Source organism: Jeotgalibacillus sp. JSM ZJ347, assembly GCF_044383825.1.
In the GTDB taxonomy this organism is placed as follows: domain Bacteria; phylum Bacillota; class Bacilli; order Bacillales; family Jeotgalibacillaceae; genus Jeotgalibacillus.
In genome coordinates this window covers 135,439-161,540 of sequence record NZ_JBISEN010000002.1, presented here as the reverse complement: position 1 = coordinate 161,540, position 26,102 = coordinate 135,439, and the positions used below count along the sequence as shown (strand labels likewise).

At 45.9% G+C, this 26,102-nt stretch carries 28 protein-coding genes and 1 riboswitch; of the genes, 6 read left to right on the top strand and 22 right to left on the bottom strand.

The features are described 5' to 3' along the window. Positions 1–257: 257 nt before the first annotated feature. Positions 258–1,349, bottom strand: coding sequence for an ABC transporter permease (locus tag ACH6CZ_RS06675; RefSeq protein ID WP_374096650.1), 1,092 nt, complete (start codon positions 1,347–1,349; stop codon positions 258–260). After that, positions 1,346–2,068, bottom strand: a complete 723-nt coding sequence (locus tag ACH6CZ_RS06670) for an ABC transporter ATP-binding protein (RefSeq protein WP_374096649.1) — start codon at positions 2,066–2,068, stop codon at positions 1,346–1,348. The genes ACH6CZ_RS06675 and ACH6CZ_RS06670 overlap by 4 nt, the downstream gene beginning before the upstream one ends. Before the next feature lie 159 nt (positions 2,069–2,227). On the opposite strand from ACH6CZ_RS06670, the gene ACH6CZ_RS06665 reads away from it, so the two are divergent. Continuing rightward, positions 2,228–2,818, top strand: a complete 591-nt coding sequence (locus ACH6CZ_RS06665) for a TetR/AcrR family transcriptional regulator (RefSeq protein ID WP_374096648.1) — start codon at positions 2,228–2,230, stop codon at positions 2,816–2,818. Positions 2,819–2,994: 176 nt separating this feature from the next. After that, positions 2,995–3,978, top strand: coding sequence for a GMP reductase (gene guaC / locus ACH6CZ_RS06660; RefSeq protein WP_374096647.1), 984 nt, complete (start codon positions 2,995–2,997; stop codon positions 3,976–3,978). Positions 3,979–4,232: 254 nt separating this feature from the next. Here the strand turns inward: guaC and ACH6CZ_RS06655 are convergent, their stop codons facing one another. Then, on the bottom strand, positions 4,233–4,727 hold the full coding sequence (locus ACH6CZ_RS06655; protein WP_374096646.1) for a lactoylglutathione lyase family protein: 495 nt from the start codon (positions 4,725–4,727) through the stop codon (positions 4,233–4,235). 118 nt (positions 4,728–4,845) lie between these two features. Between ACH6CZ_RS06655 and ACH6CZ_RS06650 the strand changes: the two genes are divergently transcribed. Next, entirely contained in the window at positions 4,846–5,187 is a 342-nt protein-coding gene (locus ACH6CZ_RS06650) for a winged helix-turn-helix transcriptional regulator (protein WP_374096645.1), read from the top strand. 312 nt (positions 5,188–5,499) lie between these two features. On the opposite strand, the gene ACH6CZ_RS06645 is transcribed toward ACH6CZ_RS06650, so the two are convergent. The 7 genes from ACH6CZ_RS06645 to ACH6CZ_RS06615 all read right to left on the bottom strand — a co-directional run bounded on the left by ACH6CZ_RS06645 (position 5,500) and on the right by ACH6CZ_RS06615 (position 11,898). After that, positions 5,500–6,255 carry a glycerophosphodiester phosphodiesterase gene (locus tag ACH6CZ_RS06645; protein WP_374096644.1) on the bottom strand — a complete coding sequence of 252 codons (756 nt, stop codon included), beginning with the start codon at positions 6,253–6,255 and terminating at the stop codon, positions 5,500–5,502. 18 nt (positions 6,256–6,273) lie between these two features. Next, positions 6,274–7,617, bottom strand: coding sequence for an ABC transporter substrate-binding protein (locus tag ACH6CZ_RS06640; protein WP_374096643.1), 1,344 nt, complete (start codon positions 7,615–7,617; stop codon positions 6,274–6,276). Positions 7,618–7,631: 14 nt separating this feature from the next. Beyond that, on the bottom strand, positions 7,632–8,414 hold the full coding sequence (locus ACH6CZ_RS06635; RefSeq protein ID WP_374097440.1) for a carbohydrate ABC transporter permease: 783 nt from the start codon (positions 8,412–8,414) through the stop codon (positions 7,632–7,634). A gap of 26 nt (positions 8,415–8,440) precedes the next feature. Continuing rightward, on the bottom strand, positions 8,441–9,295 hold the full coding sequence (locus ACH6CZ_RS06630; RefSeq protein WP_374097439.1) for a carbohydrate ABC transporter permease: 855 nt from the start codon (positions 9,293–9,295) through the stop codon (positions 8,441–8,443). 65 nt (positions 9,296–9,360) lie between these two features. Beyond that, complete coding sequence (locus tag ACH6CZ_RS06625; RefSeq protein ID WP_374096642.1) at positions 9,361–10,467, bottom strand: ABC transporter ATP-binding protein; 1,107 nt, start codon at positions 10,465–10,467, stop codon at positions 9,361–9,363. Further along, on the bottom strand, positions 10,464–11,048 hold the full coding sequence (locus ACH6CZ_RS06620) for a glycerol-3-phosphate responsive antiterminator (RefSeq protein ID WP_374096641.1): 585 nt from the start codon (positions 11,046–11,048) through the stop codon (positions 10,464–10,466). The genes ACH6CZ_RS06625 and ACH6CZ_RS06620 overlap by 4 nt, the downstream gene beginning before the upstream one ends. A gap of 433 nt (positions 11,049–11,481) precedes the next feature. Next, positions 11,482–11,898, bottom strand: a complete 417-nt coding sequence (locus ACH6CZ_RS06615; RefSeq protein WP_374096640.1) for an organic hydroperoxide resistance protein — start codon at positions 11,896–11,898, stop codon at positions 11,482–11,484. A 108-nt stretch (positions 11,899–12,006) separates the two neighbouring features. On the opposite strand from ACH6CZ_RS06615, the gene ACH6CZ_RS06610 reads away from it, so the two are divergent. Continuing rightward, positions 12,007–12,453, top strand: a complete 447-nt coding sequence (locus ACH6CZ_RS06610) for a MarR family winged helix-turn-helix transcriptional regulator (RefSeq protein WP_374096639.1) — start codon at positions 12,007–12,009, stop codon at positions 12,451–12,453. Between the two features lie 92 nt (positions 12,454–12,545). On the opposite strand, the gene ACH6CZ_RS06605 is transcribed toward ACH6CZ_RS06610, so the two are convergent. Genes ACH6CZ_RS06605 through ACH6CZ_RS06580 form a run of 6 tightly spaced genes read right to left on the bottom strand, consistent with a single transcriptional unit; the run spans position 12,546 to position 19,312 of the window. Continuing rightward, the gene (locus ACH6CZ_RS06605; protein ID WP_374097438.1) at positions 12,546–13,358 is read right to left on the bottom strand and encodes a sugar phosphate isomerase/epimerase family protein; all 813 of its coding nucleotides are present in this window, start codon (positions 13,356–13,358) and stop codon (positions 12,546–12,548) included. Further along, positions 13,355–14,329, bottom strand: coding sequence for a DUF6005 family protein (locus ACH6CZ_RS06600; protein ID WP_374096638.1), 975 nt, complete (start codon positions 14,327–14,329; stop codon positions 13,355–13,357). Before ACH6CZ_RS06600 ends, ACH6CZ_RS06605 begins: the two co-directional genes overlap by 4 nt. After that, positions 14,322–14,591, bottom strand: a complete 270-nt coding sequence (locus ACH6CZ_RS06595) for a phosphopantetheine-binding protein (RefSeq protein ID WP_374096637.1) — start codon at positions 14,589–14,591, stop codon at positions 14,322–14,324. The genes ACH6CZ_RS06600 and ACH6CZ_RS06595 overlap by 8 nt, the downstream gene beginning before the upstream one ends. Further along, positions 14,588–15,820: an AMP-binding protein gene (locus tag ACH6CZ_RS06590; RefSeq protein WP_374096636.1), complete on the bottom strand. Its 1,233-nt coding sequence runs from the start codon at positions 15,818–15,820 to the stop codon at positions 14,588–14,590. Before ACH6CZ_RS06590 ends, ACH6CZ_RS06595 begins: the two co-directional genes overlap by 4 nt. Then, complete coding sequence (locus ACH6CZ_RS06585) at positions 15,808–17,532, bottom strand: IucA/IucC family protein (RefSeq protein WP_374096635.1); 1,725 nt, start codon at positions 17,530–17,532, stop codon at positions 15,808–15,810. The genes ACH6CZ_RS06590 and ACH6CZ_RS06585 overlap by 13 nt, the downstream gene beginning before the upstream one ends. Then, positions 17,507–19,312, bottom strand: coding sequence for an IucA/IucC family protein (locus ACH6CZ_RS06580; RefSeq protein WP_374096634.1), 1,806 nt, complete (start codon positions 19,310–19,312; stop codon positions 17,507–17,509). Before ACH6CZ_RS06580 ends, ACH6CZ_RS06585 begins: the two co-directional genes overlap by 26 nt. Before the next feature lie 221 nt (positions 19,313–19,533). Between ACH6CZ_RS06580 and ACH6CZ_RS06575 the strand changes: the two genes are divergently transcribed. Continuing rightward, positions 19,534–20,724 (top strand): MFS transporter, encoded by a 1,191-nt coding sequence (locus ACH6CZ_RS06575; RefSeq protein WP_374096633.1) that lies wholly within the window; start codon positions 19,534–19,536, stop codon positions 20,722–20,724. A gap of 280 nt (positions 20,725–21,004) precedes the next feature. On the opposite strand, the gene ACH6CZ_RS06570 is transcribed toward ACH6CZ_RS06575, so the two are convergent. Then, positions 21,005–21,322, bottom strand: a complete 318-nt coding sequence (locus tag ACH6CZ_RS06570; RefSeq protein WP_374096632.1) for a DMT family transporter — start codon at positions 21,320–21,322, stop codon at positions 21,005–21,007. Beyond that, positions 21,319–21,654 (bottom strand): DMT family transporter, encoded by a 336-nt coding sequence (locus ACH6CZ_RS06565; RefSeq protein ID WP_374096631.1) that lies wholly within the window; start codon positions 21,652–21,654, stop codon positions 21,319–21,321. The genes ACH6CZ_RS06570 and ACH6CZ_RS06565 overlap by 4 nt, the downstream gene beginning before the upstream one ends. Before the next feature lie 59 nt (positions 21,655–21,713). After that, positions 21,714–21,808: riboswitch (guanidine-I (ykkC/yxkD leader) on the bottom strand. A gap of 204 nt (positions 21,809–22,012) precedes the next feature. On the opposite strand from ACH6CZ_RS06565, the gene ACH6CZ_RS06560 reads away from it, so the two are divergent. Beyond that, positions 22,013–23,053: an NAD(P)-dependent alcohol dehydrogenase gene (locus tag ACH6CZ_RS06560; RefSeq protein WP_374096630.1), complete on the top strand. Its 1,041-nt coding sequence runs from the start codon at positions 22,013–22,015 to the stop codon at positions 23,051–23,053. A 55-nt stretch (positions 23,054–23,108) separates the two neighbouring features. Here ACH6CZ_RS06560 and ACH6CZ_RS06555 read toward each other — a convergent pair whose 3' ends face one another. The 4 genes from ACH6CZ_RS06555 to ACH6CZ_RS06540 form a co-directional block, all read right to left on the bottom strand. Next, the gene (locus ACH6CZ_RS06555; RefSeq protein WP_374096629.1) at positions 23,109–23,858 is read right to left on the bottom strand and encodes an SAM-dependent methyltransferase; all 750 of its coding nucleotides are present in this window, start codon (positions 23,856–23,858) and stop codon (positions 23,109–23,111) included. A 215-nt stretch (positions 23,859–24,073) separates the two neighbouring features. Further along, positions 24,074–24,580 (bottom strand): GNAT family N-acetyltransferase, encoded by a 507-nt coding sequence (locus ACH6CZ_RS06550; RefSeq protein ID WP_374096628.1) that lies wholly within the window; start codon positions 24,578–24,580, stop codon positions 24,074–24,076. Beyond that, positions 24,567–25,103, bottom strand: a complete 537-nt coding sequence (locus tag ACH6CZ_RS06545) for a hypothetical protein (protein WP_374096627.1) — start codon at positions 25,101–25,103, stop codon at positions 24,567–24,569. The genes ACH6CZ_RS06550 and ACH6CZ_RS06545 overlap by 14 nt, the downstream gene beginning before the upstream one ends. Positions 25,104–25,123: 20 nt before the next feature. After that, positions 25,124–25,879: a class I SAM-dependent methyltransferase gene (locus ACH6CZ_RS06540; RefSeq protein WP_374096626.1), complete on the bottom strand. Its 756-nt coding sequence runs from the start codon at positions 25,877–25,879 to the stop codon at positions 25,124–25,126. Positions 25,880–26,102 lie beyond the last annotated feature (223 nt).

The window sequence follows — 26,102 nt, the reverse complement described above, 5'->3', positions numbered from 1 at the left end:
TTGTTGGGGACGGAGTTGGGGCTAAGAAGTCCGAATTAGTTTTTCCCACAAACTCCCCCAATCGAAAAAAAACCTTTAATCCACCCTAAACAACCAAACAACCACATAAAACAAATTCCCACTGACTTTTGGGTTTTTTTTGGGGGGGGGCGGTGGTGCCCAAGGCCCCCCTCCCCGGCCCCCCCCCCAACCCCGTCCCCCATTCGAAAAAAAGCGTATCTGCCACCTTAACCTAGCAAATACACTCGTCTTAAAAACTATATTTTTCTATACTTTTTCAAAGCGGCTATATTCACCACCGTCAGGACAATCGCAAGCCCAAGTAAAATCAGCAAATCTATATAAATATCACCTATTCCCTGTCCAAAGATCATCACCGCTTTCAATGCATCCCCTCCATAATAAAGCGGCATAATTTTCGCAATGACCTGAAGCCATTCCTGCAGTGAATCCACAGGTAAAAGCCCTGCGAAAAAAATCTGTGGGATCACAACAATTGGAATGAACTGCACCATCTGGAGTTCAGAATTGGCAAAAGTGGAGAGTAAAAGCCCAAATGCCAGCGCCACAAAAGCAATTAGACAGTTAATCAATAGTACGTACCAGATACTTCCTGCAATCTGAATATCAAGAATGTATGTGCTGTAAAAAACAACAATGACGGTCTGAATGATCGCAAAAATGCCATAACCAATCAGGTAGCCAAATACAATATCAGAACGTTTTACAGGCGTTGCGAGCAAGCGGTCAAGCGTACCTGTTGTCCTTTCACGTAAAAGCGAAATCCCAGAGATCAGAAACACAAAAAAGAAGACAAAGAATCCGATTAAAAATGGACTGATTGTATCAAAGAACGTTGTTTCGTCTGACCCAAATTCATATACCTCCTCTACATTCAATAACGATGGCGCGTCATCCGGCTGAACCAGTCCTTTTTCAGCCGCCGTCATCATCACTTCTTCCACCTGCATAGCAAAATGCTGCTGGCGAAGTCCCGCGACCCGGGCTTTGACGCCTCCAATTGCTGTTGTGGAACTTGCATTATAAGTCACTTTAAGCAGATCGTCCTGAAATGTGAGGTATGCATCAAGCTCTTCTTTTAGTAAAAGATCACTGACAGACCCTTCCTGTTGAACCGAAACCAGCTCAACATCCGCTTCTTCAAGCTGTTCAATCATGTGATCAGTTAATCCGGCTTCACCAATTCGTGCAACACTATCCTGATCAGTCTGGAATAAGAAAAAGACAAGCGTCAGAATGAATAATGGAGCGACTAACATTAAAGCAAGCGTTCTGCGATCTTTAAAAATCTGCTGAATAATCCGTTCAGCTACAGCCAGCATCCTCATTCTTTTTCACCTGCTTTCTTAAGCAAAAAGATATCTTCAATTGAACCTGTATTAAATTGCTCTTTCAGCTCCTGAGGGGTTCCAGCAGCGAGCACAGAGCCCTCTAGTAAAAGCACAAGCCTATCACATTTCTCTGCTTCATCCATTACATGCGTCGTCACCAGGATAGACCCTCCCTGCTGCTTCAAAACCTGAAGCTTCTCCCATATCTGCTTTCTCAGTCTCGGATCGATTCCGACTGTCGGTTCATCCAGTACCAGAATCTCAGGCTCATGTAAAAGCGCTAAAGCCAAGGACAAGCGCCGTTTCATCCCACCGGAGTAATTCATTACTTTTTTAGATAAATCACTTTCTAAATCAACAAGACGCATACATTCACTGATGCGCTGTTTTCTTCTATTTTTAGGAACACCATATAGTTTCGAAAAGAAATTCAGCTGCTGCAAAGCGCTCAACTCCATGTAAAGCGCGTCAGACTGCGCCATATATCCAACCTGATTTAATGTTAAACGATCCGGCATACGCTGCCCCTGAACAAGCACTTCTCCCTGATCTGCTTTCTCCATACCAATGATGGTTTTTACAACAGTCGTTTTCCCTGACCCAGACGGACCGATGAGACCAATAATTTCCCCCTTACCAATTGAGAAGGAAATATCTTTTAATACTTTAGTCTCCCCAAAAGATTTTGATAAGGTCGAGACCCTGATAGAATCCATTTTTATCGCTCCTTTTCATCAGACAAACCATTGTTTATTCAACACTATGTTGATTATAATCATATTAAATTGAACAGATAATACAATGGTTACTTTTTAAGGAACTGTTGATTAATGAACAGTTGCAGACCGGTTGTTGATTATCAAGGAGGGGAAACCGTGAAACAGGACTTACGTGTCAAAAAAACCAAAAAAGCCATCAGACATGCCCTTCTGAGACTTGTAGATGAGAAAACATTCGCGCGGATCAGCGTCAGTGATATTTGCAATGAAGCGGAAATTAACCGGGGCACTTTTTATCTTCACTATACGGATAAATTTGATCTGCTTGAAAAAATACAGCAGGAGCTGCTTGACCATTTATGGCTGATTGTCACAACCCGAATGACAGAGCAGATAAATGTTTTAAAAGATAAACCAGATAAATTGAAATTATTTGCAACAGAACTTTTTCATTATCTTGATCAGGAAGCCGAGTTATTTCATATGCTGCTGGTCAACACGGTAGACCCGTCATTTCATCAACGGCTAAAAGGGCTCATTCAAAAAAACATGGAGAGACTCAGCCATTCTCATGAAGACCCTGCAACCCTTCATGCTGACTATATTATGGCCTATGTCACAAGTGCGATTGTTGGCATGTTGCAGCACTGGCTTACCACCGGAAGAAGCCTGCCACCTGAACAGATGGCTCAACTTGTCGTAAAAATCAACTTAAATGGACCCATGAAAATGATGAGTGGGGAATGACCTTTTCGAATAAGCTCTTTTGGGGACGGAGTTGGCACTACGAGGTCTGACCTCGTAGTGCCAACTCCGTCCCCAAACTCCAGATTGACAACTCCTGCTAAACACTGTAAATTACTAAATGTACGAACAATTATTAAATATAACAATTAAAATATTCGCTTTTAGGAGTGTTTCATATGGATAATGTATTTGATTATGAGGATATTCAATTAATTCCCGCAAAATGTGTCGTTAACAGTCGTTCAGAATGTGATACATCAGTCAAGTTTGGTAAGCATACATTCAAGCTGCCGGTCGTACCTGCCAACATGCAGACGATTATTGATGAAAAAATCGCAACTCATTTAGCTGAAAACGGTTACTTCTATATCATGCACCGCTTCGAACCGGAAACGCGAATTGCTTTTATCAAAAAAATGCAGTCAAAAGGCCTGATTACATCAATCAGCGTCGGCGTAAAGGAAGAAGAATACGGCTTCATTGAAGAGCTGGCTTCTGCTAATCTCGTGCCGGACTACATCACAATTGATATCGCACACGGTCATTCCAACGCAGTCATCGAAATGATTCAGCATATCAAAAAGCACTTACCTGAAAGCTTCGTGATTGCAGGAAACGTCGGTACACCCGAAGCAGTCAGAGAGCTTGAAAACGCGGGTGCTGACGCAACAAAGGTAGGAATCGGCCCTGGTAAAGTGTGCATCACAAAAATCAAAACAGGCTTTGGTACAGGCGGCTGGCAGCTCGCAGCACTTCGCTGGTGTGCAAAAGCAGCAAGTAAACCAATCATCGCTGACGGCGGGATCCGTACACACGGCGACATCGCAAAATCAGTCCGCTTCGGCGCATCAATGGTCATGATCGGCTCACTATTTGCCGGTCACGAGGAATCACCTGGCGAAACAACAGAAGTAGATGGCAAGCGCGTCAAAGAATACTTCGGTTCAGCCTCAGAATTCCAAAAAGGCGAAAAGAAAAACGTTGAAGGCAAGAAAATGTTCGTTGAGCATAAAGGGTCTCTGCAGGACACGCTGACTGAAATGGAACAGGACCTGCAGTCTTCGATCTCATATGCAGGCGGCACAACGCTTGAGTCCATTAAGCATGTGGATTATGTTGTAGTGAAGAATTCAATTTTTAATGGGGATAAGGTTTATTGAATTGAGCGTGCATGTGCATTATGGGGACGGAGGTTAAGTTGTCATGAAATGTACACGGCCGGGACAGAGGTTGGCCGAGGTTCGTGGAATATTGTTCGATGTTCAAAGAATGACAGCTGGTGTTCAGAGAATAACGCTCGCTGTTCGCAACTAAACCAGCAACCTTCGGAGAATAGTGTAATTTGACCTATCCGACTATATGCAAAAAGCGGCTGGTGCTCATGCCAGCCGCTTTTCGTATAGCCTCTTACGATTTAATAAGCGCCCGCCGAATAAGTCATCTCATAGCTGTGGGTATATATCTCAAAAATATTGCCAAATGGATCTTCAACATACACCATTTTAAACGGCTTATCATCCGGATAATATTCGCGGATTGGCATACGCTGCTTTCCGCCGTGCGCAATAATGTTCTCTACAAGCCCTTCAATGTCAGGATCTTGCACACAGAAGTGGAAAATTCCTGTTTTCCAATACTCAAAATTGTTATCAGGCTGCTCATTTTGCGGGAATTCAAATAGTTCAATGCCGATTTTGTCACCAGTTGAAAGGTGAGCAATGCGAAACTCCTCCCAATCATCACCAAATACGTCACGGCACATCTGTCCAATTGCTGTATCATCGTTATAAACAGGGGATGGTTCCATCATCGTATACCAGCCAAACACCTCAGTATAAAATTTCACTGCTGCATCTAAATCCGGAACGGAAAGTCCGATATGAGAAAAGTTTCTTGGATAAGTTGTCATTTAAATCTACCTCCTGTAATGGTTTGACACCCCTATTATAAAAGGGTATTCTTCTACACAACAGAGTGCACTTTTTGGGAAGATACTACCCAAAAAGGTAGTAATGGAGGGATTAGGCGTGACCGAAGAGATTCACGTTGATGATAATGGAAAACTTAAATGTTCAATTGACTATACGTTAAATAAAGTCGGCGGGAAATGGAAACTTGTGATCCTCTGGCATGTCACCTTTGATGGTACTCAGCGTTATAACGAGCTGCGCAGACTGCTTCCAGGGATCACCCACAAAATGCTCAGCCAGCAGCTGAAAGAGCTTGAACAGGATGGACTGATCGTTCGCAAGCAGTACAATGAGATGCCCCCAAAAGTAGAGTATTCTGTCTCTGAAAAGGGTCTGACGCTTAAACCTGTACTGGAAGCGATGCATGTGTGGGGAACAGAACAGGGAGATATGGGCTGAACCAGAAAAGTCATTTGACTGTTTCATGAAATGTTGCGTAATGTTCGAGGAAAAACATATGGTGTTCGACGTATCATAAGTCATGTTCGACGGAAAACCCAAGCTGTTCGACGCTTAGCAGCCTACCTTCGCCACTTTAGGTAATTTGACATATACCATCTTAACGCAAAAAAGCGGCTGGCGCACATCACCAGCCGCTTTTTTCATGCTGCCCGGCAGCAGGGGTTCCGCCGGGCAGCGGGTGGCACACTGGAGTCACCCAATAAAACCCGAGACTCAAGCCTGTCCCCCATGTGCACACTTCATGACAATTTAACCTCCGTCCCCAACATGTACACGCACATCCTCAACACCAAGCGCCTCCCGCAACCTCGCCGGCGAATCCGTAAACACCGCATCCACAAACCCCGGTGCAATACCCTTCAAATCTTCAGGCGCATTCACAGTGTAGAGTCTGATCGGCAGCCCGGCTGCTTCTGCGCGGAGGGATTCTGCTGTGTGCATGAAGCCCGGTCGCGCGTGGATGGCGTCTGCACCGAGGTGGCGTGCGCATTTGACGATGCCGTCGACGTTGTCCCATACGAGCACTGCGATCGAAACAGATTGACTGATATCACGCACGCGTCTTAGTGTGTCGAGGTTAAAGGAGGAGAGAACAACTCTCTCCCTTAGGTCGTGGCGTTTGATTGCATCAATGACAACCTGCTCAATTCCCGGATACGGCTCGTGGTCGGTTTTCAGCTCAATATTCAGCTTGAGGTCTGTTCCCGCGATCCATTTCAGCACCTCTTCTAAAAGCGGAATCTTTTCATCTTCACACGCCTGATTGTACCAGCTGCCTGCGTCAAGCTGTTTGAGCTCGAGGACGGTCATATCTTTGACTGCACCTGTTCCATTGGTCGTGCGATCTATGGTTTCATCATGGATGACAACGGCTTCTCCGTCTTTTGAAAGCTGTACATCGATTTCGATTCCGTCTGCTTTTTCACGCAGCGCCTGTCTGAAAGCGGCCATTGTGTTTTCAGGACACATCGTGCTTGCCCCTCGGTGAGCATAAAAGGTTGTCATATGCGTGCCTCCTTTTGTTCAGTTTCCGTTCTTCGCTGCGTCTACTTCAAGAGCACGGTTTGTTTCTTCTGCCGCCTGATCCAGCGCTTCCTGTGGATCTGCCCCCTGATATAGGCTTTCCATTGCATTAACTACGCGCTGTCTTGCTTCAGGGAATACTGAGATCAGTGCACCGCCTGTTGCTGCATTTGCCTGTGTTTCTTTTAGCTGATCAACCGTTACCTTTAGCTGCGGGTACTGTTCCCACTGATCTACTACAACCTGCTCATCGTATGCTGCCGGGTTGATTGCAAAGTAGCCTGTATCAACGTGCCACTGTGCCTGCGCTTCAGCTGATGATGCGTACTTCATGAATTCCCATGCACCCTGCTTCTGTTCAGCATCGACTGCATCAGCCATCCAGAGTGACGCACCACCAATGATCACGCCGTTACGCTCCGCATCGTCCGGTACTGGCAGGTAACCAACGCCTACTTCAAACGGTGCGTTATCAATCATCCCTTTTACACCAGCAGATGAATCAAGAATCATTGCCGTTGCGCCTGACTGGAACGCTGCACGCATGTCATCCCAGTTCTGACCTGAGTTATAGAATGTTCCTTCATCGTGCATATCCTTGATCAGGTTGAATACATTCAGCCCTTCTTCTCCGTTAAATACAGCTTCAGTCGCCTGACCTTCACGTCCATTTTCAGCGTCTACAAACAGTCCGCCCTGCGCTGCCACAAGCTCTTCAAAGAACCAGCCATAGTTTAAAATTGAGAAGCCCTTCTGATCGCCTTCAGTCAGTGCCGCTGCAGCTTCCTTAAGCTCACTGTACGTCATTGGTGACTGTTCAGGATCAAGTCCTGCTGCTTCAAATGCATCCTTGTTATAAATAAGAACCGGCGTTGATGAATTAAATGGCATTGAATACTGAACACCGTCTACGCTGTAATAGTTTGTGATATTCTCTTCCCAGATCGATGTATCAAAGCCTTCTTCATCAATAAAATCCTGCACAGGCTGGATATGCCCTGAATCGATCATGAATTTCGTCCCGACTTCAAATACCTGCATCATTGCAGGGGACTCGTCTGTTCCCGCAACCGTGTTCAGCTTTGTCAGCGCTTCTTCATATGTTCCCTGGAATACCGGCTCAACCTCATATTCCTCTTGGGATACGTTGAAATCCCCCACTAATGTATTCAAAGCAGTCTCAAGCTCACCGCTCATCGCGTGCCAGAACACAACCTCTGTTTTGCCTTCATCTTCAGCCGGAGCTGCTGTTGCACCAGTTGTTTCAACCGCTTCATCTGTTTCACTTGAACATGCTGCTAAAAGTAGTGCCATTGCTGTTGAACCGATCCAAAGCTTTTTCATTGAGTGTTTCCTCCTTATTTTAGCGCCCCTTGTGTGAGGCCTTCCTGAAGTCGTTTTTGCCCTGCAAATAATAGAATCAATGTCGGTAAAATCACCATCACCACGCCAGCCATGACAACGCCCCAGTCACTCGCAATCTCCTGGGTCTGCATCTGCTTCAGACCAATCTGAACAGTGCGGTTCGCTTCACTATTTGTCACTAGAAGCGGCCATAAATACATATTCCATGCCGTTAAAAAACTGTAAATTGCAAGTGTTATCATCGTTGTTTTCGCAACCGGCAGCACAACACCTGTGAAAAAACGCAGTCTACTGATCCCGGCAACCTGAGACGCTTCATACAACTCTTTTGGAATCGTCTTGAACTGCTGGCGTAATAAAAACGTGCCGAATGCCATTGCGAAAAACGGAATCGTCAGCCCTGCATAGCTGTTCAGCCAGCCAAGTGACTGCACCGTCTGGAAGTTCGGCACCATCGTCGCCTCCCACGGAATCATCATGGTGGAAATAAACAGATAGAAAATCCACTCACGTCCCTTGAACTCAATAAATACAAACGCAAACGCCGCCAGACTGCAAAGCACCAGCTGCCCCGCCATAATCAGCACAGACACAACCAGACTGTTCCATAAATACGTTAGAAGCGGCACCCGCTCAAACGCGGAAAAGTAGTTTACAAGGGAGAAAGTTTCCGGCCACAAAGAGCCCTGCAGCACCTCTCCACCCTGCATAAAGCTTATGAGAAAGGCGTAAAGAATCGGGAACACCATCACAAGTCCTGAGACGGTGAGCGTCATATAAAGTAAAATCTTTTTCCCTATGCTCACTGATAGTGCACCTTCCTTTCACCGATTTTGAACTGAAGCACCGTCACCACAAGCACCGCTACAAACAGCAGCACAGCCTGGGCACTCGCAGACCCGACGTTATAATTGATGAAGGCATCCTTATAAATGGAGTATACGATCACATTTGTCGACTCCATCGGCCCTCCTTTTGTTAAAAGATCCACCTGTCCGAATGTCTGAAATGCATTGATCAAAGAAACTGTTGTCACGAAAAAGAGCGTCGGTGACAGCATCGGCAGCGTAATTTTACGCAGCTTATATGACTCACTTACACCTGCAATCCGTGCACTTTCATACAATGACTGATCAATATTCTGCAGACCGCCAAGCAGAATCAAAAAAGCAAAGCCCGTATTCATCCAGATTGTCGCAACTGACACGGACAGCAGCGCATACTGAGGATCAAGCAGCCACTGCACACCAGGAATATTCAGCGCGCCCAGTATGCGGTTGAACAGTCCAATCGACGGGTTAAACAGAAACATCCAAATCACAGAAGACGCCGCCACACTCATCCCCATCGTCGCAGAAAACATTGTGCGGAAAAGACCAATGCCTTTTAGCTTCTGGTTCGCTAAAATGGCAAGCCCAGTCGCAAGCACAATTCCTGCAGGCACTGTATAAAGCACAAACAGCGCTGTAGCCTTCGCGCTCAACTGAAAGCTCATTGACTGAAACAGGTTTAAAAAGTTCTCCCAGCCTACAAACACAACCGGCACACCCTGTGAATCCGTTAAAAACAGACTTAAGTACACTGTCCGGACCATCGGGTAAAAGAGAAATACGCCAAACAGAATCAGCGACGGCAGCAAAAATAACATACCGGTCATCCAGTTTGACCAGGCGCGCCTCCTTTCCACCTGACGATCCGGGGTGAATTCATGCTGAATCGTTGTCATAACGACACCTTCTTAACAGGCGCCGGCTCACATACAATCCGCTCACCCGTATCTGCTGAAAATAACGCCAGATGACGGTCATCCACACAGATCCTGATCTGCTCACCGGGCTGCACGCTGCTCTGTCCCGGCCATTTAGCGATCCACTGTGTATCCTCACCAAAGTCAAAGGTTACAAGCGTTTCCGTGCCAAGCACCTCCACATTTGCCACCTGAACCAAAAAGCCCGGCTCTGTATCCTTTGCAAGCGAAATGTGCTCGGGTCTCACACCAAGTGTGACGCGGCCTGCTCCAAATTTCTGCTTCATATCTGCCGTGACAGGTGCCATCCAGTGCCCATCTGCAACCAGAACGGAATCCTTCATTTCAGCATCAATCAGATTCATCGGCGGCGATCCGATAAAGGACGCGACAAATGTATTTGCCGGATTGTTATAGACATCGAGCGGACGCCCGATCTGCTGCACATCCCCGCCTGATAAAATCACCATCCGGTCCGCCATCGTCATCGCCTCTGTCTGGTCATGCGTTACGTAAATCATCGTCAGACCAAGCTTTCTCTGAAGCTGTCTGATTTCAGAGCGCATTTTCGCCCGCAGCTTTGCATCAAGATTTGAAAGCGGCTCATCCATCAGGCAAAGCGGCGCCTGCGTCACAACCGCACGGGCAAGTGCCACCCGCTGACGCTGACCACCGGAGAGCTCACGCGGCTTCCGCTTCATATAATCACTCAGCCCGAGCATCTCGCACACTTCCTTACAGCGCTCCTTCTGCTCCCTTTTCGAAACCTTCTTTACATGTAAGCCAAATGTGATATTCTGCTCTACTGTTAAATGCGGATACAGTGCATAATTTTGAAACACCATCGACAGATCGCGTTCACTCGGACTTAAAAGGTTCGCCCGCTTCCCGTCTAACGCAAGCTCCCCTGAAGTAATCGACTCAAGTCCTGCAATCATACGAAGCATCGTACTCTTCCCGCATCCTGATGGGCCGACGAGCACAAAAAACTCACCCGGCTCAATCATCACATCAATTGCTTTTAGCACATCCTGCTTGCCATCATAGGATTTCGTAATCCTTTTTAACTCCACTTTTCTCATCGAAGCACCTCCACAAGCGGCTTCCATAGGTGCGTTCTCCCTGTAGAAACAGCTGTCGCACCGCGTTCAATCGCCTTCTCCATCTGTCTGCGGTTTTGAATCAGGCCGCCCGTAATAATCGGAATATCCGTTTTCTTCTTCACATGCTCAATCAAATGCGGTACCACACCAGGCATCAGCTCCAGAAAATCAGGCTGAGCCTGCTCCACACTTTCAAGCCCATTTTTTAAAGCATCTGAGTCTATTAAAAACAGACGCTGAATTGTTATTAATCCTTCTTTTTTCGCAGCCGCAATAAGCGATGGCTTTGTTGACACAATGCCTGTCGGCTGCACATGCCGCGCAATAAATTTTAGCCCTTCACGGTCATAGCTGATCCCCGGAATCTTTTCGATATGTAAAAATACATCCCGGTCATGCTCCTTTAAAAAATCCACATACCGCTTAATCACCGTGAGATTCCCCAGCAGTAAAAAGGCTGCCTGAATGTCTGTCTCCACAAATGCCTCAAGCTGCTTCGGCTCCTTAATCGACGCAATCACCTGAGACTCTTTCAACCTTTCCAAAAACAAAACGCTCACTCCTTTTCCCCGGCAGGCATAAAAAAATCCATGAAAATACAAAGAGGCCTTCTCCCGTTTTCATGGTGTCTCATTAAGTCATACCGGACTGCTATTCACTTGTCTTTCACAGCTTTGATGTTACAGCTGGAATGTTAAGAGAGTTTGAAGGGGGTGTGTGAGATTTGATAAGGTTTTGTTAAGGGATGTGAACGTCGGGGTCGGTAGTTGGCGCTGAGCAAATTGTTCGTGGAATTTTGGGCGATGTTCGGAGAAAAATACACGGTGTTCGAAAGTTAAACGTGATTGTTCAAAGAATAACCCGGGTGGTTCGCAACTAATCAGGCCATGTTCATAGAAAAGTGTAATTTGACCTACACTCACCCGCCCAAACAAAACAGAAAACCCCCTGACCAGTTAGTTAACCGGTCAGGGGGCTCCGATAGCAAATTTATTAAGCAGTACGCACATTAAAACTTACATCAATATTCCCGCGCGTTGCATTTGAATAAGGGCATACCTGGTGTCCTTCTTCAACAAGCTGGCGTGCTGTTTCTTCGTCTATGCCTTTGATCAGGACGTCCATTTCAACTGACAGTGCGTAGCCTGCATCACCTTTATTCAGTGATACATCTGCTTTGATTTCAGAACCGTCATGCTTAATGCCTTTTTGCATCGCAACAATGTTCATCGCTGAGTCGAAGCATGCTGCATAACCTGCTGCGAATAGCTCTTCAGGGTTACTTTTGCCTGCTGTGTCTGCTCCAGGCATTGGCATTGCAAGTCCAAGGTCAAATGAGCCGCTTTCTGATGTGACGCGTCCTTCACGTCCGCCTACTGCTGTTGCTGTTGATGTAAATAGCTTTTTCATGAGTGATTCCTCCTGTTGAATATGATATATTTAAGTTGTGCACAATTTAATTTTATACAATTTAAATAAAATTGCAAACAATATGATTCTCTTAAGGAGGAAATTTCGATGAATCCTTTACATTTATCCAACCAATTATGCTTTCCATTTTATGCGATCTCTAAAGAAATTATCAGGCGCTACCGTCCGCTTTTAGCACCGCTGAACCTGACTTATCCTCAATACCTCGTGATGCTTGTACTGTGGGAAAAGGATTTCGTCACGCTAAAAGCCATTGGTGAACGGCTTCAGTTGGACTCCGGAACGCTGACTCCCCTCATGAACAAACTGATTCATTCAGGATATATCGAGAAAACCCGCAACTCTGAAGACGAACGTCAGCTGGTCATCAGACTGACAGAGAGCGGTGAACACCTTGAGCAACAAGCACAAGATATTCCGGCGAAAATCAATGATGTGTTGGGGTTAAGCCCGGAAGAGTACATCAAATATAAAAATTTGCTGGATGAGCTGGCATGCAGGCTTGATCTGCAGGGAAATGAAGATAAGTGTTAGAGCAGATAGCACACTGGGTCGGAGTTAAGTGGTTCATTTTTGAATGATTCTAAAAGTGAACAAGCGAACTCCGAGCCCAGTGTACCGGCCACCTAAACCGCAAAAACTCCTTCTCTTACCATCGCACCATCCATCTCAAGAACCTCTTTCACATTCGGACCAAACCACTCAAGTGACACCTCAGCATTGCGTGAAACCAGGCACAGGAACTCTTCATAGTCAATTGCCCCTTTACCGAGCGGTGTCATCCCCTTTCTTGAACCGGCTGCTGCATAGACGTTGTGCGGGGCGAAGACGTTAAGATGATCTCTGGATGTAATGTTTTTTAGATGAAGGTGCGCGATATATGGCTGAAGGCGCGTGAATGCTTCAGCGGGATCTGCGCCTGATTCCCATATGTGCAGAACGTCAAAGTTCACCTTCAGTGCCGGGTGATCTACCTCTTCAAGCAGCTGGATAGTAGATGCCAGGCTGTCAGTCAGTGTGCCGGGATGGGTTTCTACGACTGCCTGCTGGCCTTCTGCATCAAGGTAGCAGCAGACTCTACGAAGGGCATTGACCAGTTTAACCCGCTCCTCAGGCGACGTGTCTGCACTGCCTTTTTTTCCGGCAAATGTCCGGATTTTGCTGGTGCCCCAGCGCTTTGCGAGCTTTGAGAGCTTCATTGTTTCTTCAAGCATCTGTTCTGTTTCAAGCTCCAGCGGCAGATAGTCACTGATCATGCTGATATAAAGACCCTTCTCCCGGATCCACTCAGCACGGTATTTTGGGTCATCCGCCAGGTTTTTGGCATGAATGCCCCAGAGCTCAATTCCGTCAAAATGATGTTCTTTTGCCCAATCTGCAATGTGATCAATTGATAGCAGATGGTGGCGAAATGAAATTGTGCAGATTGATAGCTTCATCCTGCTGTCACCTCTTCTTTCGTCTGTTTTCGCATCCATGCTTTAAAGCATTCCTGTAGCCCATGTTTTATATTGAATTCAAGCGCTTGAAGCTCCTCGATTTTTTGGAAAATGGTTTCAGCCACTTCAGGAGCCTCTGTTTTTGCATACTTCATGGCACGGTATTGAATCGTTGTGAAGCCGCGCTCAAGCTTTTCAATTTCATCACACCAGGCTTCAAAAATATGTTCATCAAGCTGAAGCTCGTTCCAGAAGTAGGCATATGCATGTTCATATGCATACTTTCTGATTGCCAGCACCGGCAGCTGCTTCAACACTTTTGACAGGTTTGAAACCGGCCCTCGCTGACCTTCCGTGTAAGAGGTCACAATGCTTTTCACCGCATCAAGAATCGGGTTTTTATGGAGCTTCATACATGTATTAAAATAGGCTTCAACGGCTTCAGGTCCCGGTGCAATGACGTCAGAGGCATCAAACAGGTAGCCTCCCCCAACCGCAGGCTCTTTTATCGCGTCTAAAATCCGGTCTTTTTTCAACACGCCTTCCCATCTGAAGTCAGGATCAAGCATCATCCACTCATCCTCATTCTCTGTTTTTTCGAGCATGACGTAATGCGGGAATGGAGATTGATGGAATTTATTCTCCCGCTCAGGCAGCTTCGAGAGGTCGAGCATAACCATTAGATATTCGTCATCAGATTTTCCGTCCAACAGCTGGAGCATGTGCTGTATATTATCGCTCTTATTTTTCAAAGGATCGTACCATTCATCAAGCGTGATGCCATAAAGCATTTCGTACCAGGTCCGGAAAAAGGTATGATCTATCCGGGATGAATGATAGATGATCGTGCCGTCTTCCAACACATCGAAATCGGCATCCCACACACCAAAATAATAAGGTCTATGGTCTGCGTGAACAGACTTTTTAATTGCTTCGCACACACAGCTGACAAAGCAGTGCACCTTAATCATGGCTGACCCCCTCCTGTTCCTGTCTCATAAGAAATTCAGCAAGGCTGTCGACTGTATGAAAATCCTTCGGCGTAATTGCTTCATCCGGAATTGAGACACCTGCTTCCAATTCAAGACACAAAATCAGTTCAAGCATCATGACAGAGTCGATATAGAGATCTTCATTCAGGCGTGCATGCTGATGAAATGCATCAGATGAAGCCAGCTCCAATTCTTCTTTGATTAATCGTTCGATAAGTTTGATATAGTTTTCTTTTGTCATACAAACAGCTCCGATAGTTGTTTTCTGCTTACTTTTCCGTTCGCAAGCTTTGGAATGCCTTCGATTTTGATAAATGCTGATGGGACCTGATAAGGCGCCAGATATCTGAGACACCAATCGCGCAGCATGGATTCATCCATTTGATCTGAAGATGTATAGTATGCACAGACACTTTCTCCTGACAGTTTGCTTGGCTTTTTCAGCACGACTGTATCAATCACACCCGGTGCACGCAGTAGAACATCCTCTACTTCCTGGGGATAGACATTAAGACCTGCAACATTAATGGTGTCGTCTATTCTTGAGATGAATGTCAGCATGCCACGCTCCAAAGCGCCGAGGTCTTTCGTGCGGATTTGTTCACCTGCTTTGATCACAACGATTTCTTCCGGATTTCCCTTCGTTCCGGCAGTGACTTCAAGGTGAGGAAGCACATAGCCCATTTCACCGGTCACTGTTACATCTGGGTTGATACTGATACAACCCGCTTCAGAACAGCCATATTGCTGAAAGACTGTATTTGAAACCTGCTTGATTTTTTCAAACCACGCAGAAGGAAGCAGGGTGCCTGATGTCATTACACGGTCAAAGATCTTCTCACCTCTCGCAAGGCGCGCCATTGTATGTAAAATGACCGGTGAAGCATAAAACAAGTGCTCCGGACTGGCCTTCACTTTTTTCAGTAAATAAGCAGGGTTCACGCCTGACAGAATCACCGGATGGGCACCGCGCCTGAGTGACGCAAGGACACCACAGATCAGACCATAGGAATGCGAAACCGGGCAAGCCACAAGTGACGGCACATCAGCACCCACCGGCAGCACCTTCACATAGCTGGCCAGCTCTTCATCAATCGAACGCCACGTCCGTTTGATACATTTCGGTTCACCGGTTGTACCAGAGCTCATCTGAAGCAGCCCGCCTTTTTCTTCGGATAATGTACGTTCAAACTCAATCGGGGAAGTAAGGTCTCCGTAAAACAGCGCGGCGCAAGATGCCCGTTTTGCCATTTGTACAGCCCCATCCTCAGGCGTTGCTGCATGAAGCGGTAGCACGGTTCCTCCGTTTTTTCTTGTATACAGGCAAAAAGCAATCCATTCAAACGGATCTGATAGACAGACCGCTATCCGTTTTCCCTGACATTCTTTCAATTCAGGCATCTTACTGAACGCTGCAAACTTAGCGTCAAGATCTGACTGACTGTAAAACTGATCATCTATATAAAGCATGCTGACTCTTCCTTTCTGACAAATTCATTTGGCACGGGATGTCTGTGTTCACCTGGTATCAACTTCTTTTTAAGCAGTGATTCTGTGTAGATCACCGGCTGCCACATGCCAAGTGCTTCCTGACGTTTTTGTAAATGTGGATACTGCTTAAGGTGCCGCGCAATCTGATCATTTACGTGCTGCCAGAAGTGCGTTTCCTCAAACCCGGTCTGCTTTTCAAGTACATACGACAGGTCAGCAAGGTTAAAAACAAACAGCGTATCCATCACAAGTTCCCGCAGCGCTTCTTCACTGGCCATTCTGTAAAACTGATCGTCCGGTGCACCTTTAAACGCAGGGTGGATCTTTTCAAAATCAGGAACAGCATCCAAATCGCGCACAAACGCTTTTGTATACTCGACACTTTCATGGAAGTCACGCAACACAACTTTCTCAGGCCAGCCATTCCGGTGGATCAGGACCATGTTTTGTGCATGCGATTCAACCCCGATGCCATGCGCAAGCAGTAAATGCCATACCGGAATAGCAGTCACTTCAATTAAACGTTCAACCCACGACTCGATTCCATATTGATCAAGCCATGGCTGAATAAACAGCGCGCCGTCACGTTCAGTTACACACATTGCTGTAAACGGTACAGCCTCTTCATCCTCTGACAAATAAACTGACAGATTTTCACGCCAGATCGCTCCGAGCTGTCCATTTAGAGCAGAAGATCCCGCCTCTGCCATCACACCTGCATATTCTTTCAACACAATCATCTTTTCGTTAAAAAACGCATCAGAACGAACTACCTGAGCAATCCACGCAGAAATTTCAGGTGCCGCGCAGACAGATTCCGGTTTCAGTGTCCGCAGCGAAGAAGTGTTGACCATATTCATAGGCAGCTTCAAATGCGCTTGATCAGGCGCAGTCCGGTTAACCAATGTCCTGACCGACTGGGTGGCTGTGTAACGTTCACTCCCCACATCAAGTCTGACCATCAGCTTATCAGCTAAAAGTGGTGTGAGTTCATCCTGAAGCACTTCCCACTGCCAGGGATGAACCGGTAAAAGCGTGTATTCCTGCCACTCAATCCCAAGCCGCTTCATTTCATCCAAAACAGCTGACCAGCCTTCAACGCCAAGCTCCTGCTGCCAAAATGACGTTTCATCACCCGGAAGTGATAGTGATGTGATCTCACGTCTGATCGCCGTCCAAATCACACTGAAAGCCTGTCCTGCCTCCGGACCATAACACGCGTGATCCTCCACTGAAAAACCGGTTCTTGCTTTGTAGGACGGGTGGTAAGGATGCCCCTCGATTAATTGCGCTTCAAGGTCCTCAAAAGCTGAAGCTCTTCTTGAAAAAGGCGGTAATGCATGCTCATCATTCCATCTGCTGAGGGCAATCGTCTGCTCCCACTCCGTTCTCAGTCCACTGACTTTTTCTTCAGGAATAAAATCCTGCAGCAGGTCATCAAGCGTTGCCTGAAATGTCTCAGAATCCTTTTTATATACTACAGGTCCTGTTAGCCTGACGCGGTTAAATGCTGTTCTCTTTCCTCTGCATTCATAGCTTCTATGCCGGCCATGCATGACAAATAAAGATTCAGCCGGTTCACCTGAACGCACTTCCTGAAAAGAAATCAGACTTTCAAATAATAGCGCCTCCACAAGTTGTCTGATCACGCGCGTTGTATGCGGATCATACACTGACGAATACATCTGCATATGCATGCCCCTTTCCCTGTTTTGCAAATGGATTTTTGATCTCTGTATAGACTGCCTGCTCAAGCGCTGATTCAAGCTCATCCACATCATGCAGCCGCGTCAGCAGATTCGCTTTGCAAGGCAATTTTTCAGCTGTTAACAGACCTGATACAAATCGCTTTCCGCGGTCTGAACATGTCTTTTCAAGCAGCTCCAGACGTGCTGTCACCCAGTCAATCAGCTTCGTTTCATTAATCAGCCCGTCTGCACCAAAACGATAGATCACTGATGCCAGCTGATTCATGAACGCGTAATAGGTAAAACGGTCTTCAATCAGCGATTCCGTGTAAAATAATTCAGGCGTTCCTTCAAGACCGCTTTCTATATTAAGCAGCCGTTCTTTTTCAGTTTCAGCTAGATAATAGCCCTGGTTATCTCTGAAATAATAAGCAGCAGGATAATCGGTGGACAGGTCAATCAGACTGTTTTGCTGATGCGCTTCAAGTGCAATACCGTGCTGGTCGTATAAATGAATCAGCGGTTCAATCGCCTGATGCCAGTAGCGCTCGAACCATTTGAGGCTGACTGCTTCAGCTGTTTGTCCATCACCTGTAAGCCTGGTGATGACACTGTATAATCTGGACTGCTCACCCGGGAGCGGATCCTGCGTTAATGAAGCAACTGAGCATATGCCCCAGCCGCTCCCCCTAGCCGCTGAGAAAGGGTTGGACCTGAGTATCATTTCAAAGCCGGATTCCTCTTTAGATGAAAGGTTCAACGTCAGATACGCCGGGTCTTCAATCATATGAAAGTCAGGGAACTGCTTTAAAAATGGCAGCCTGCTCATCACTTTTGCCATGATCAAGCCCGCCTTGAGTTCATGCCGCTTATTAATTCTTAATGAATTGGTCAGTTTCACCGGGATCGAGAACTTCAGCATCCAGTCTTCCTCAGGCGCATAAAGTGTTCTGAACGATGAAGTAGCTGTATATGAAGTGCCCATCGTGCCGAGACTTCTCAGCGTATTCTGGCTCATCAGTTCCTTCACCTCATCCTGCTGCAGCAACCACTCTGCCTGAAGAGGATGCATTGGAATCAGACAACAGTCTTTTCCGATTTCTATCCCGGGTACGTATTGACGGACCGAATCCATCAGCAGCTCACTTGCTTTTTTATGTAATAGACTTTCTTCTTCAATCAGACTATGATGCACTTCAAAATAATGCAGCCGGAACGATCCTTTCAGCTCCGGTGCGAACCGTTCATGCTGCCAACTCGCCATCCCCTGCCTGCTTTTTGGCGTCGGGTGCAGCCAGTGACCGAAAAGCAATGACTGTTCAGATTCGATAAATGTCTGCTCAGGATGATTGAGCTGACATGCTTCCCCAAGACGTTTTCCGATATAAGCAGTCATCGTGTGGCAGCTGTCCAGCAAACGGATCAGCAGCTCATCATAGTGCGTACCCTTTTCTTTGAAATGAAGCTCCTGAATCGCCTGAATCATCACTGTAAAATAATCTGTCTGCTCCCACTTGTTTGACTGCTGACGGCAGGCAAATACGCGGCCAAACCGATGCCTTCCGACTGGTGATACATAGGTCACCTCAAGCCCGTAGCAGATCGACTGATTGGACAGACAAAGCTCAATCAGTTGTGAACCCTTCAATCTGATCTTCAGGTGCTGATACCTTCCCCATTGATCCACATCGCACCAACTCCCCATATCAGTCTCCCGCAGGTAACTGTTCATAAACGCCTGAAATGACGCCTCTTCTGCAATCTTTTTTGCCTGATCTGTCATAACCTCACCGTTCCCTTCAACCCAATACTCATTGATAACGATTCTCACTTGCTAGTGTAAAAATAACCTTTTGACTAAAAGGTCATTTTCTTCTATTCAGCTGTATCCTTGAAATTCCTCATTAGGGAAAATTGCTCTTTTCTTTTATATGCGTTTTCATTATAATTGAAAATGATTCTCATTTTCAATAGGTCTAATTTCATGAAGAAGGGCTGTTACTGATGATTAAGAATAAAAATATACGGATTTTACTGATCGGTGAATTGATCGCAGGATTTGGATTATGGCTTGGCATTATTGGGGATCTTGCATTTATGCAGGATAAAGTCCCTTCTGATTTTCACAAATCACTGATTCTTGCAGTTGGGATTCTTGCGGGAATCGCTCTTGGACCGCTTGCAGGGAAAGCCGTCGATCAGATGAAAAAGAAAACGATTATGCTATATGCAGGTGTCGGCAGGCTAATCAGTACAGGGTTTATGCTGATTGCAATTGAGACAAGCTCCATTGCGTGGATGATTGCTTTTCTGGTCTCAATCAATATCGCAGCAGCCTTCTATTTTCCTGCGCTTCAGGCTGCAATTCCGCTCGTGACTGTAAAAAGCAAGCTTGTAAAAATCAATGGATTACATATGAATATTTCAACGCTGTCACGTATCGCAGGGACAGCAGCTGCCGGTATTTTTCTGACCATGATGTCTCTGACTATGCTATATGTGATTGCAGGTATTGCTTATGCAGTCCTGTTGATCCTGACATTGCAGCTGAAAATTGATGAGAGAGCAGAAGAAATTGAGCAGGTGCCCCATGAAGAAAATGAGCACCGGGGATTTATGAATGTCTTTCCAATTATCAAAGAGCATCCAGCCATTATTCCAACAATGCTGCTGACACTCGCCCCACTGTTATTTATAGGCGGATTCAACCTGATTATCATTAACGTGAGTGAAATTCTTGATGACCCTGCGGTAAAAGGCTGGCTTTATACAATTGAAGGAGTCGCTTTTATCCTTGGGACGCTCTTTGTCAGACGCTATGATCACAGTATGCCTGCAAAAAGCCTGTTCATTTTCGCCATGCTGATCGGACTGTCACAGCTGATGCTGATCTATGTGGTATATGCACCTGTTGCGCTGCTGTCATTCGCTCTTTTCGGATTTGCTGTCGGAAGCTTTTTTCCACTCGCAACGACGATGTTCCAGACAACAATCCCGGCACCTTACCACGGCAGGTTTTTCTCATTCCGCGGGATGCTTGATGATTTTATCTATCAATTCATCCTGATTGTCACCGGTCTGCTGCTCGATACCCTGGCATTACAGCAGATGATGCTTGGGTATGGGTTGTTGTCGGTCGTGCTGGCGTTTGGGTATTTGGTGAAGGTTAGTGGAATGCGGATCAGTGGGGCGTAAGGGGTGTTCGTGGAATATTGGGTGATGTTCATAGAAAAACACGTGCTGTTCGGAGAATAGATGCGTGTGTTCGGAGAAAAACCCGGGTGGTTCTCAACTAAATGCACCACCTTCGCAGAATAGTGTATAAAGGCCTATCATCTAAATAGCAATCCCCCGGCTGAATGCTCAGCCGGGGGATTTGATTAAAGCGCCTCTTCCAGGATGGCGTTAACTGCCGCGCTTTTAGGATGATGATACAACTGAATCGCTGAACCACGCCCCTGCTGTGCCGCCTTATTTAATTCGTCACAACCCTTAATCCGACAACCGCCACCACAATCAGCGTCAAAAAGAAAATTCGCCTGCGATCTGCAGAATCTCCGTAGAATATCATTCCTACTATGACACCACCGATTGTTCCCATACCTGTCCATACTGCGTAGGCAACGCCAAGAGGAATGGTTGTCATGGCAAATGAGAGAAGGTTCAGGCTTGCTACAAAGCCAAGAACCAGAAGCGCAAAGCCACTTATCTTTTTACCGGTTGCGATCCGCTGCATGCCATTCACGCCAAGTACTTCACAAAACCCTGCAATGATGAGTGCTACCCAGCTCATGATTCCTGCGCCTCCTTCCCATTTTCATCTGTAACAAATTTCAACCCGATGACGCCTACCAGCAGCATGATGACGAAGAATACGACGCCTGCATTGATGCCCGCCTCAAAGAAAATCATATCAACGATGACTGTTCCCAAAGTGCCCAGCCCAACAAAGACTGCGTATACAGTTGCTGTCGGAAGGCGTGTTGATGCCATCAGTAAGCCAACAAAGCTTACAACTATTGCTCCAATTGTCAGCGTCCACGTTAATCCATCATTCGCATATTTCAAGCCGGTAGCCCAGCCAATTTCAAACAGTGCTGCAACTGCTACAACAAACCACCACATCCAAATCGCTCCTTTTCTATCAAAATAAAAAACCCGGGACATATCACTTATAAAGTGGTATCTCCCGGGCTTTTCTCCCTCCGTGTACAAAGATCGCTCTTTGCGCTTTCTCTCGGACCAGACCCATAATGGCGGAACCCTAGAAAGACTTTAATGCGTATGGAGTTTTCAGTGATTATGTTAATGCGTGCAGGTGTGGAAGTCAAGTGATGCAGGTCGTCCCCATCTTGCACATTATTTACGAGTTTAATAGATTAAAGGTTTAATTTTTGACTCAGCGTAAACTATAAAGGTTAAGGTGGTTTGCTGAAGCAAGCAGCATTCCACCTTTTTCAAAAATGACACTGGAGGTTTTAAAATGGTAACTGCTAAAGCCAGAGCTGTTGATGGTCCGGACAAGTCTTTTCGCGAGGCTGAAATCACCAGACGTGAGCTGGATAAAAAGGATATTCTGATTGAAATCAAGTTTGCAGGCATTTGTCACTCAGACCTTCACACTGCACATGGCGACTGGGGCGAAGTCAATTACCCTCTGGTGCCGGGTCATGAAATTGCAGGCGTGGTCACCGATGTCGGTGAAAACGTCACAAAATATAAAGTCGGTGACCGTGTAGGTGTCGGCTGTATGGTTGATTCCTGCGGCGAATGTGAAAACTGTAAAGCCGGCGAGGAGCAATACTGTCTAAAAGGGAATGTCCCTACTTATGCAGGCGTGGATAAATACGGTGAGCCGACGCAGGGCGGTTACTCCACACATATCGTCGTTGTTGAGGATTTTGTGCTCGGTATTCCGGACAGTATTCCACTGGATAAAGCTGCACCGCTTTTATGCGCAGGGATTACAACATTTTCTCCTTTAAATCACTGGGAGGCCGGTCCGGGTAAAAAGGTAGCCGTTGTCGGCATGGGCGGTCTTGGACATATGGCGGTTAAAATAGCGCATGCCATGGGCGCTGATGTGACAGTTCTTTCACAGACGCTGAATAAGAAGGAAGATGGTTTAGCGTTTGGTGCAAGCAGCTATTATGCGACAAGTGATGAAGAAACGTTTGAAAAGCTTGCAGGCACCTTTGATCTGATTATTAATACCGTCAGCGCAAAGCTTGATATGAATGCCTACCTTTCACTGCTCACACTGAACGGTACGCTTGTTAATGTCGGTGCACCTGCTGAACCGCTTGATATCAATGTATTTTCACTAATTCCACACAGACGTTCATTTGCAGGGTCAATGATTGGCGGCATCCGTGAGACACAGGAGATGCTTGATTTCTGTGCAGAGCACGACATTGCACCAAGCATTGAAGTGATTTCTGCCGATGAGATTGATGAGGCGTATCAGCGCGTGATGGATTCTGATGTGAAGTATCGTTTTGTGATTGATATTGGTACGATTTAAATTAAAAAGAGCACAACAGGAGCTACATTAGCCTCTGTTGTGCTCTTAATGTATATTATTTCAACACAGCTAAATACCCCATCGCCTCACCCAAAGGTACTTTCTTATGATATTGCCACGCATCATAATCCATGGCACCACCAGGCTCACAGTGAGATATCTCAATATCCATTCCACTCAGCAAAAGCTTAAGGTCTGCAGGCGAGTAGCATCTGAGTGACTGTACAACCTTACTCACTTCATTCCCCAGCTCCCACCATGCATCAAGCATCCGGCAGTTGTGCGCATCAAAATCGTATGCTCTAATCATTCCGCTCCCGAGCTCCATTCGCTGCCCTGCTGCTTTTGCCCAGAACCACGGTGTATAGATGTCAATCAATGCGGTACCATCAGGCTTGAGCCAATCCCTTATTCTCTTTAACAGGCGCTGCTGATCTGCATCCGTACCGATACCAAACCCGTCCCAATAACAGACCGCATCAAACTGCTCAGCAAGTGCTGTCTCATAAAAGTCTCCCTGAATCACGGTGATTTTTTCTGATACGCCATATTTCTTTGCGAGATTACGCGAATAGGCTGCAGCGTTTTCTGTGAGTTCAATCATTTTCACGTCATAGCCCTTCCTTGCAGCTGCCACAGCGAAATACCCTTTCCCTCCACCCAGTTCAAGGACTTTCCGGACTGATGATTTACCGGCAAACTGTTCTAAATGCTGAAGCCGTTCTTCTTCTGCCTGCAGCATGTCTTCATCGTTTATATTCATCCATTCGTATTGTTTTGTATAGAAATCTTTAACCCATTCCACTGGAACCACTCCTTAATTATAAATCTCATTAAGAGCGGTCCGTTATCAGGTTCCTAATACCCATATATGACTACCTCCAGACTGTTGCTACCCAGTCTACTTCTAGATTAATTCTGTGAATTCCTTTCTTTTCCTAATTTTCATTGCAGTATTTTTAAAAGATGATAAAACGTGTAGGTGTTATGTAAGTGAGCAGGAAGCATCCTTGCACTCAACTACTCATACGTACAATGAAATTGAATCAGCCGGTTATTCTTATCCTTATATTCTTCATACCCAACTCTGCTGACTTCCTGAAAACCCAGTTTCTCAAGCATTCTCCTCGACCGGATATTTGCTTCATGGGTTTCTGCGTAAAATGTGGTGAGACCCAACTCCCCGGCACCATAATTCATCATCAGCACCGCTGCCTGAGCGCCAATTCCTTTACCCCACAATCCACTCTTTCCAATCGCGAGTCCAAGCTCAGCTGTATTCCCATTGATGGATGCTAAATCTGCGTAACCGATTAATATCTCATCTCTCACAATTCCCAGTCGGATAAAGCCTTCCGGTGGATGATTCACAGAGTTCGCCCACCAGCGCCGAACGTCGTCCGTATCTCTGTTTGACTGCCAGCTATTTGCCTGACAAAACACTGCGTCCCGGCTCCATTCCAAAGCTGATTCCACGTCTTCTAATAACAAATGCCTCAGTTTAATCGTCGTGTCATGAACCTTCATGCTGATCTAGTTCCTTTCTATGTTCAGTGGACAGAAGAATAACGTCATAGATGGATGGTTTCGGAAATTCTTTTACAATCCTGTAATCCGTTGCTGGCGTTGCCTGGATCTTAAAAAATGAGTCTTCGAATTCCAGCACAATGGTATGGCGCTGACTTCCATACTCCTCTGAATACCCATAAGCCCATACATTTTTCACAATATCGTGAGCTGACAGATAGCTTGATGCAGAGATCAGGTATTTTTGTTGCGGCTCATTAATTTCTTTATATTCAAGGGGCTCAGGGGCCGTCTGTTCCTTTATTACCAGAAAATCGTGACCTGTCTCGAAGTCCTCATCCCATTCTATGTGCAAATAGGTTTCTTCTACGTATTCTTCTAGCCTTCTAAACCCTAGAAGCGCTGTCGTTGCATTCATGTGAAACTCACTTTTATTATCTTTATAAATGAGGAGCCGGTCAGAATACAGCCCTGTAAAATTCATATTTTTTAAGGATCTGATAAATTCAAACTCTGCTGTCATAGCTTTCTCCTCTCAAAAGTTTAGACTTTCCTGCAAACGTAAATTATCTCATCACTCTCATTTGTCACCGGCGTCTCTTTCCAGTCCGCATAGATTTCTACAATCTCAAAGCCGTGCGAAGTGAGCAGCCTCTCCATTTCCTTCGGGAATACATACCTCAGGCTGATATTGGTACGCTTTTCATCAACAATCTCACCATGACCATCTTTATATTTTCTAATTGTCGTATAGTGCTGGATCTGTTCAAGCCCATCATAGTGACTGATTGTGGAGACGTCGACTTTATACTCGCCATCCCGATAAGTTCTCCAGTATTCTTCGGTAGTTGGCTGAAGTAGTTCTTCCACGCCTGGAAACCTTGTTCCAAAGATGAATATGCCATCATCTTCCAAATGTCGATTGACTGATGAAAGTAAACCGTCCTGCGCTTCATTCGTTAAAAAGTGTTGAAATGAGTTGCCGACTGTAAAGATCAGCGGGCTTTTCATCTCCAGGTTCAGGTTCATGCAATCCTGCTTAAGCCAACCTACCTCTACCCCTGCAGAAGAAGATTTCTGCTGAGCTTTTTTCAGCATTCCGTTATGTACGTCTATCCCAGTTACCTGAAAACCTTTTTCAGCTAATGGTATAGTCACTCTACCTGTTCCACACGCCAGGTCAATGATTGTGCCAGACTTTTCTGATGCCCATTTTTTTAAGAATGGCAGTTCAGGAAGATAGCTCTCAATCTCTTTATCATAAAGTTCCGGGTCATCATATTCTTCAAAGTTATTCATAGTATCTTCTTCAAGACAAATTGTTTCACGTGAAACATATTTACAGACAAGATGTTAATGTCTTACATCCTTATTTTAACAGACAATAAATGTGCAACGGGCATAAATAAACCCCCGCCATGACCAGTGACAGGGTAGTGATTGATTTAAATGGCTTTTCGCTGATAAATGATTGTTGTGAAGGTCCAGAAAGTAGCGTAAAGCCATAGAATTATTACCTCTG

Bases quoted from the DNA above. Each gene is read 5' to 3' on its own strand.
- ACH6CZ_RS06675 (WP_374096650.1), bottom strand. From the start codon at position 1,349: ATGAGGATGCTGGCTGTAGCTGAACGGATTATTCAGCAGATTTTTAAA.
- ACH6CZ_RS06670 (WP_374096649.1), bottom strand. From the start codon at position 2,068: ATGGATTCTATCAGGGTCTCGACCTTATCAAAATCTTTTGGGGAGACT.
- guaC (WP_374096647.1), top strand. From the start codon at position 2,995: ATGGATAATGTATTTGATTATGAGGATATTCAATTAATTCCCGCAAAA.
- ACH6CZ_RS06655 (WP_374096646.1), bottom strand. From the start codon at position 4,727: ATGACAACTTATCCAAGAAACTTTTCTCATATCGGACTTTCCGTTCCG.
- ACH6CZ_RS06645 (WP_374096644.1), bottom strand. From the start codon at position 6,255: ATGACAACCTTTTATGCTCACCGAGGGGCAAGCACGATGTGTCCTGAA.
- ACH6CZ_RS06640 (WP_374096643.1), bottom strand. From the start codon at position 7,617: ATGAAAAAGCTTTGGATCGGTTCAACAGCAATGGCACTACTTTTAGCA.
- ACH6CZ_RS06635 (WP_374097440.1), bottom strand. From the start codon at position 8,414: ATGACGCTCACCGTCTCAGGACTTGTGATGGTGTTCCCGATTCTTTAC.
- ACH6CZ_RS06630 (WP_374097439.1), bottom strand. From the start codon at position 9,295: ATGACCGGTATGTTATTTTTGCTGCCGTCGCTGATTCTGTTTGGCGTA.
- ACH6CZ_RS06625 (WP_374096642.1), bottom strand. From the start codon at position 10,467: ATGAGAAAAGTGGAGTTAAAAAGGATTACGAAATCCTATGATGGCAAG.
- ACH6CZ_RS06615 (WP_374096640.1), bottom strand. From the start codon at position 11,898: ATGAAAAAGCTATTTACATCAACAGCAACAGCAGTAGGCGGACGTGAA.
- ACH6CZ_RS06610 (WP_374096639.1), top strand. From the start codon at position 12,007: ATGAATCCTTTACATTTATCCAACCAATTATGCTTTCCATTTTATGCG.
- ACH6CZ_RS06605 (WP_374097438.1), bottom strand. From the start codon at position 13,358: ATGAAGCTATCAATCTGCACAATTTCATTTCGCCACCATCTGCTATCA.
- ACH6CZ_RS06600 (WP_374096638.1), bottom strand. From the start codon at position 14,329: ATGATTAAGGTGCACTGCTTTGTCAGCTGTGTGTGCGAAGCAATTAAA.
- ACH6CZ_RS06595 (WP_374096637.1), bottom strand. From the start codon at position 14,591: ATGACAAAAGAAAACTATATCAAACTTATCGAACGATTAATCAAAGAA.
- ACH6CZ_RS06590 (WP_374096636.1), bottom strand. From the start codon at position 15,820: ATGCTTTATATAGATGATCAGTTTTACAGTCAGTCAGATCTTGACGCT.
- ACH6CZ_RS06585 (WP_374096635.1), bottom strand. From the start codon at position 17,532: ATGCAGATGTATTCGTCAGTGTATGATCCGCATACAACGCGCGTGATC.
- ACH6CZ_RS06580 (WP_374096634.1), bottom strand. From the start codon at position 19,312: ATGACAGATCAGGCAAAAAAGATTGCAGAAGAGGCGTCATTTCAGGCG.
- ACH6CZ_RS06575 (WP_374096633.1), top strand. From the start codon at position 19,534: ATGATTAAGAATAAAAATATACGGATTTTACTGATCGGTGAATTGATC.
- ACH6CZ_RS06570 (WP_374096632.1), bottom strand. From the start codon at position 21,322: ATGAGCTGGGTAGCACTCATCATTGCAGGGTTTTGTGAAGTACTTGGC.
- ACH6CZ_RS06565 (WP_374096631.1), bottom strand. From the start codon at position 21,654: ATGTGGTGGTTTGTTGTAGCAGTTGCAGCACTGTTTGAAATTGGCTGG.
- ACH6CZ_RS06560 (WP_374096630.1), top strand. From the start codon at position 22,013: ATGGTAACTGCTAAAGCCAGAGCTGTTGATGGTCCGGACAAGTCTTTT.
- ACH6CZ_RS06550 (WP_374096628.1), bottom strand. From the start codon at position 24,580: ATGAAGGTTCATGACACGACGATTAAACTGAGGCATTTGTTATTAGAA.
- ACH6CZ_RS06545 (WP_374096627.1), bottom strand. From the start codon at position 25,103: ATGACAGCAGAGTTTGAATTTATCAGATCCTTAAAAAATATGAATTTT.
- ACH6CZ_RS06540 (WP_374096626.1), bottom strand. From the start codon at position 25,879: ATGAATAACTTTGAAGAATATGATGACCCGGAACTTTATGATAAAGAG.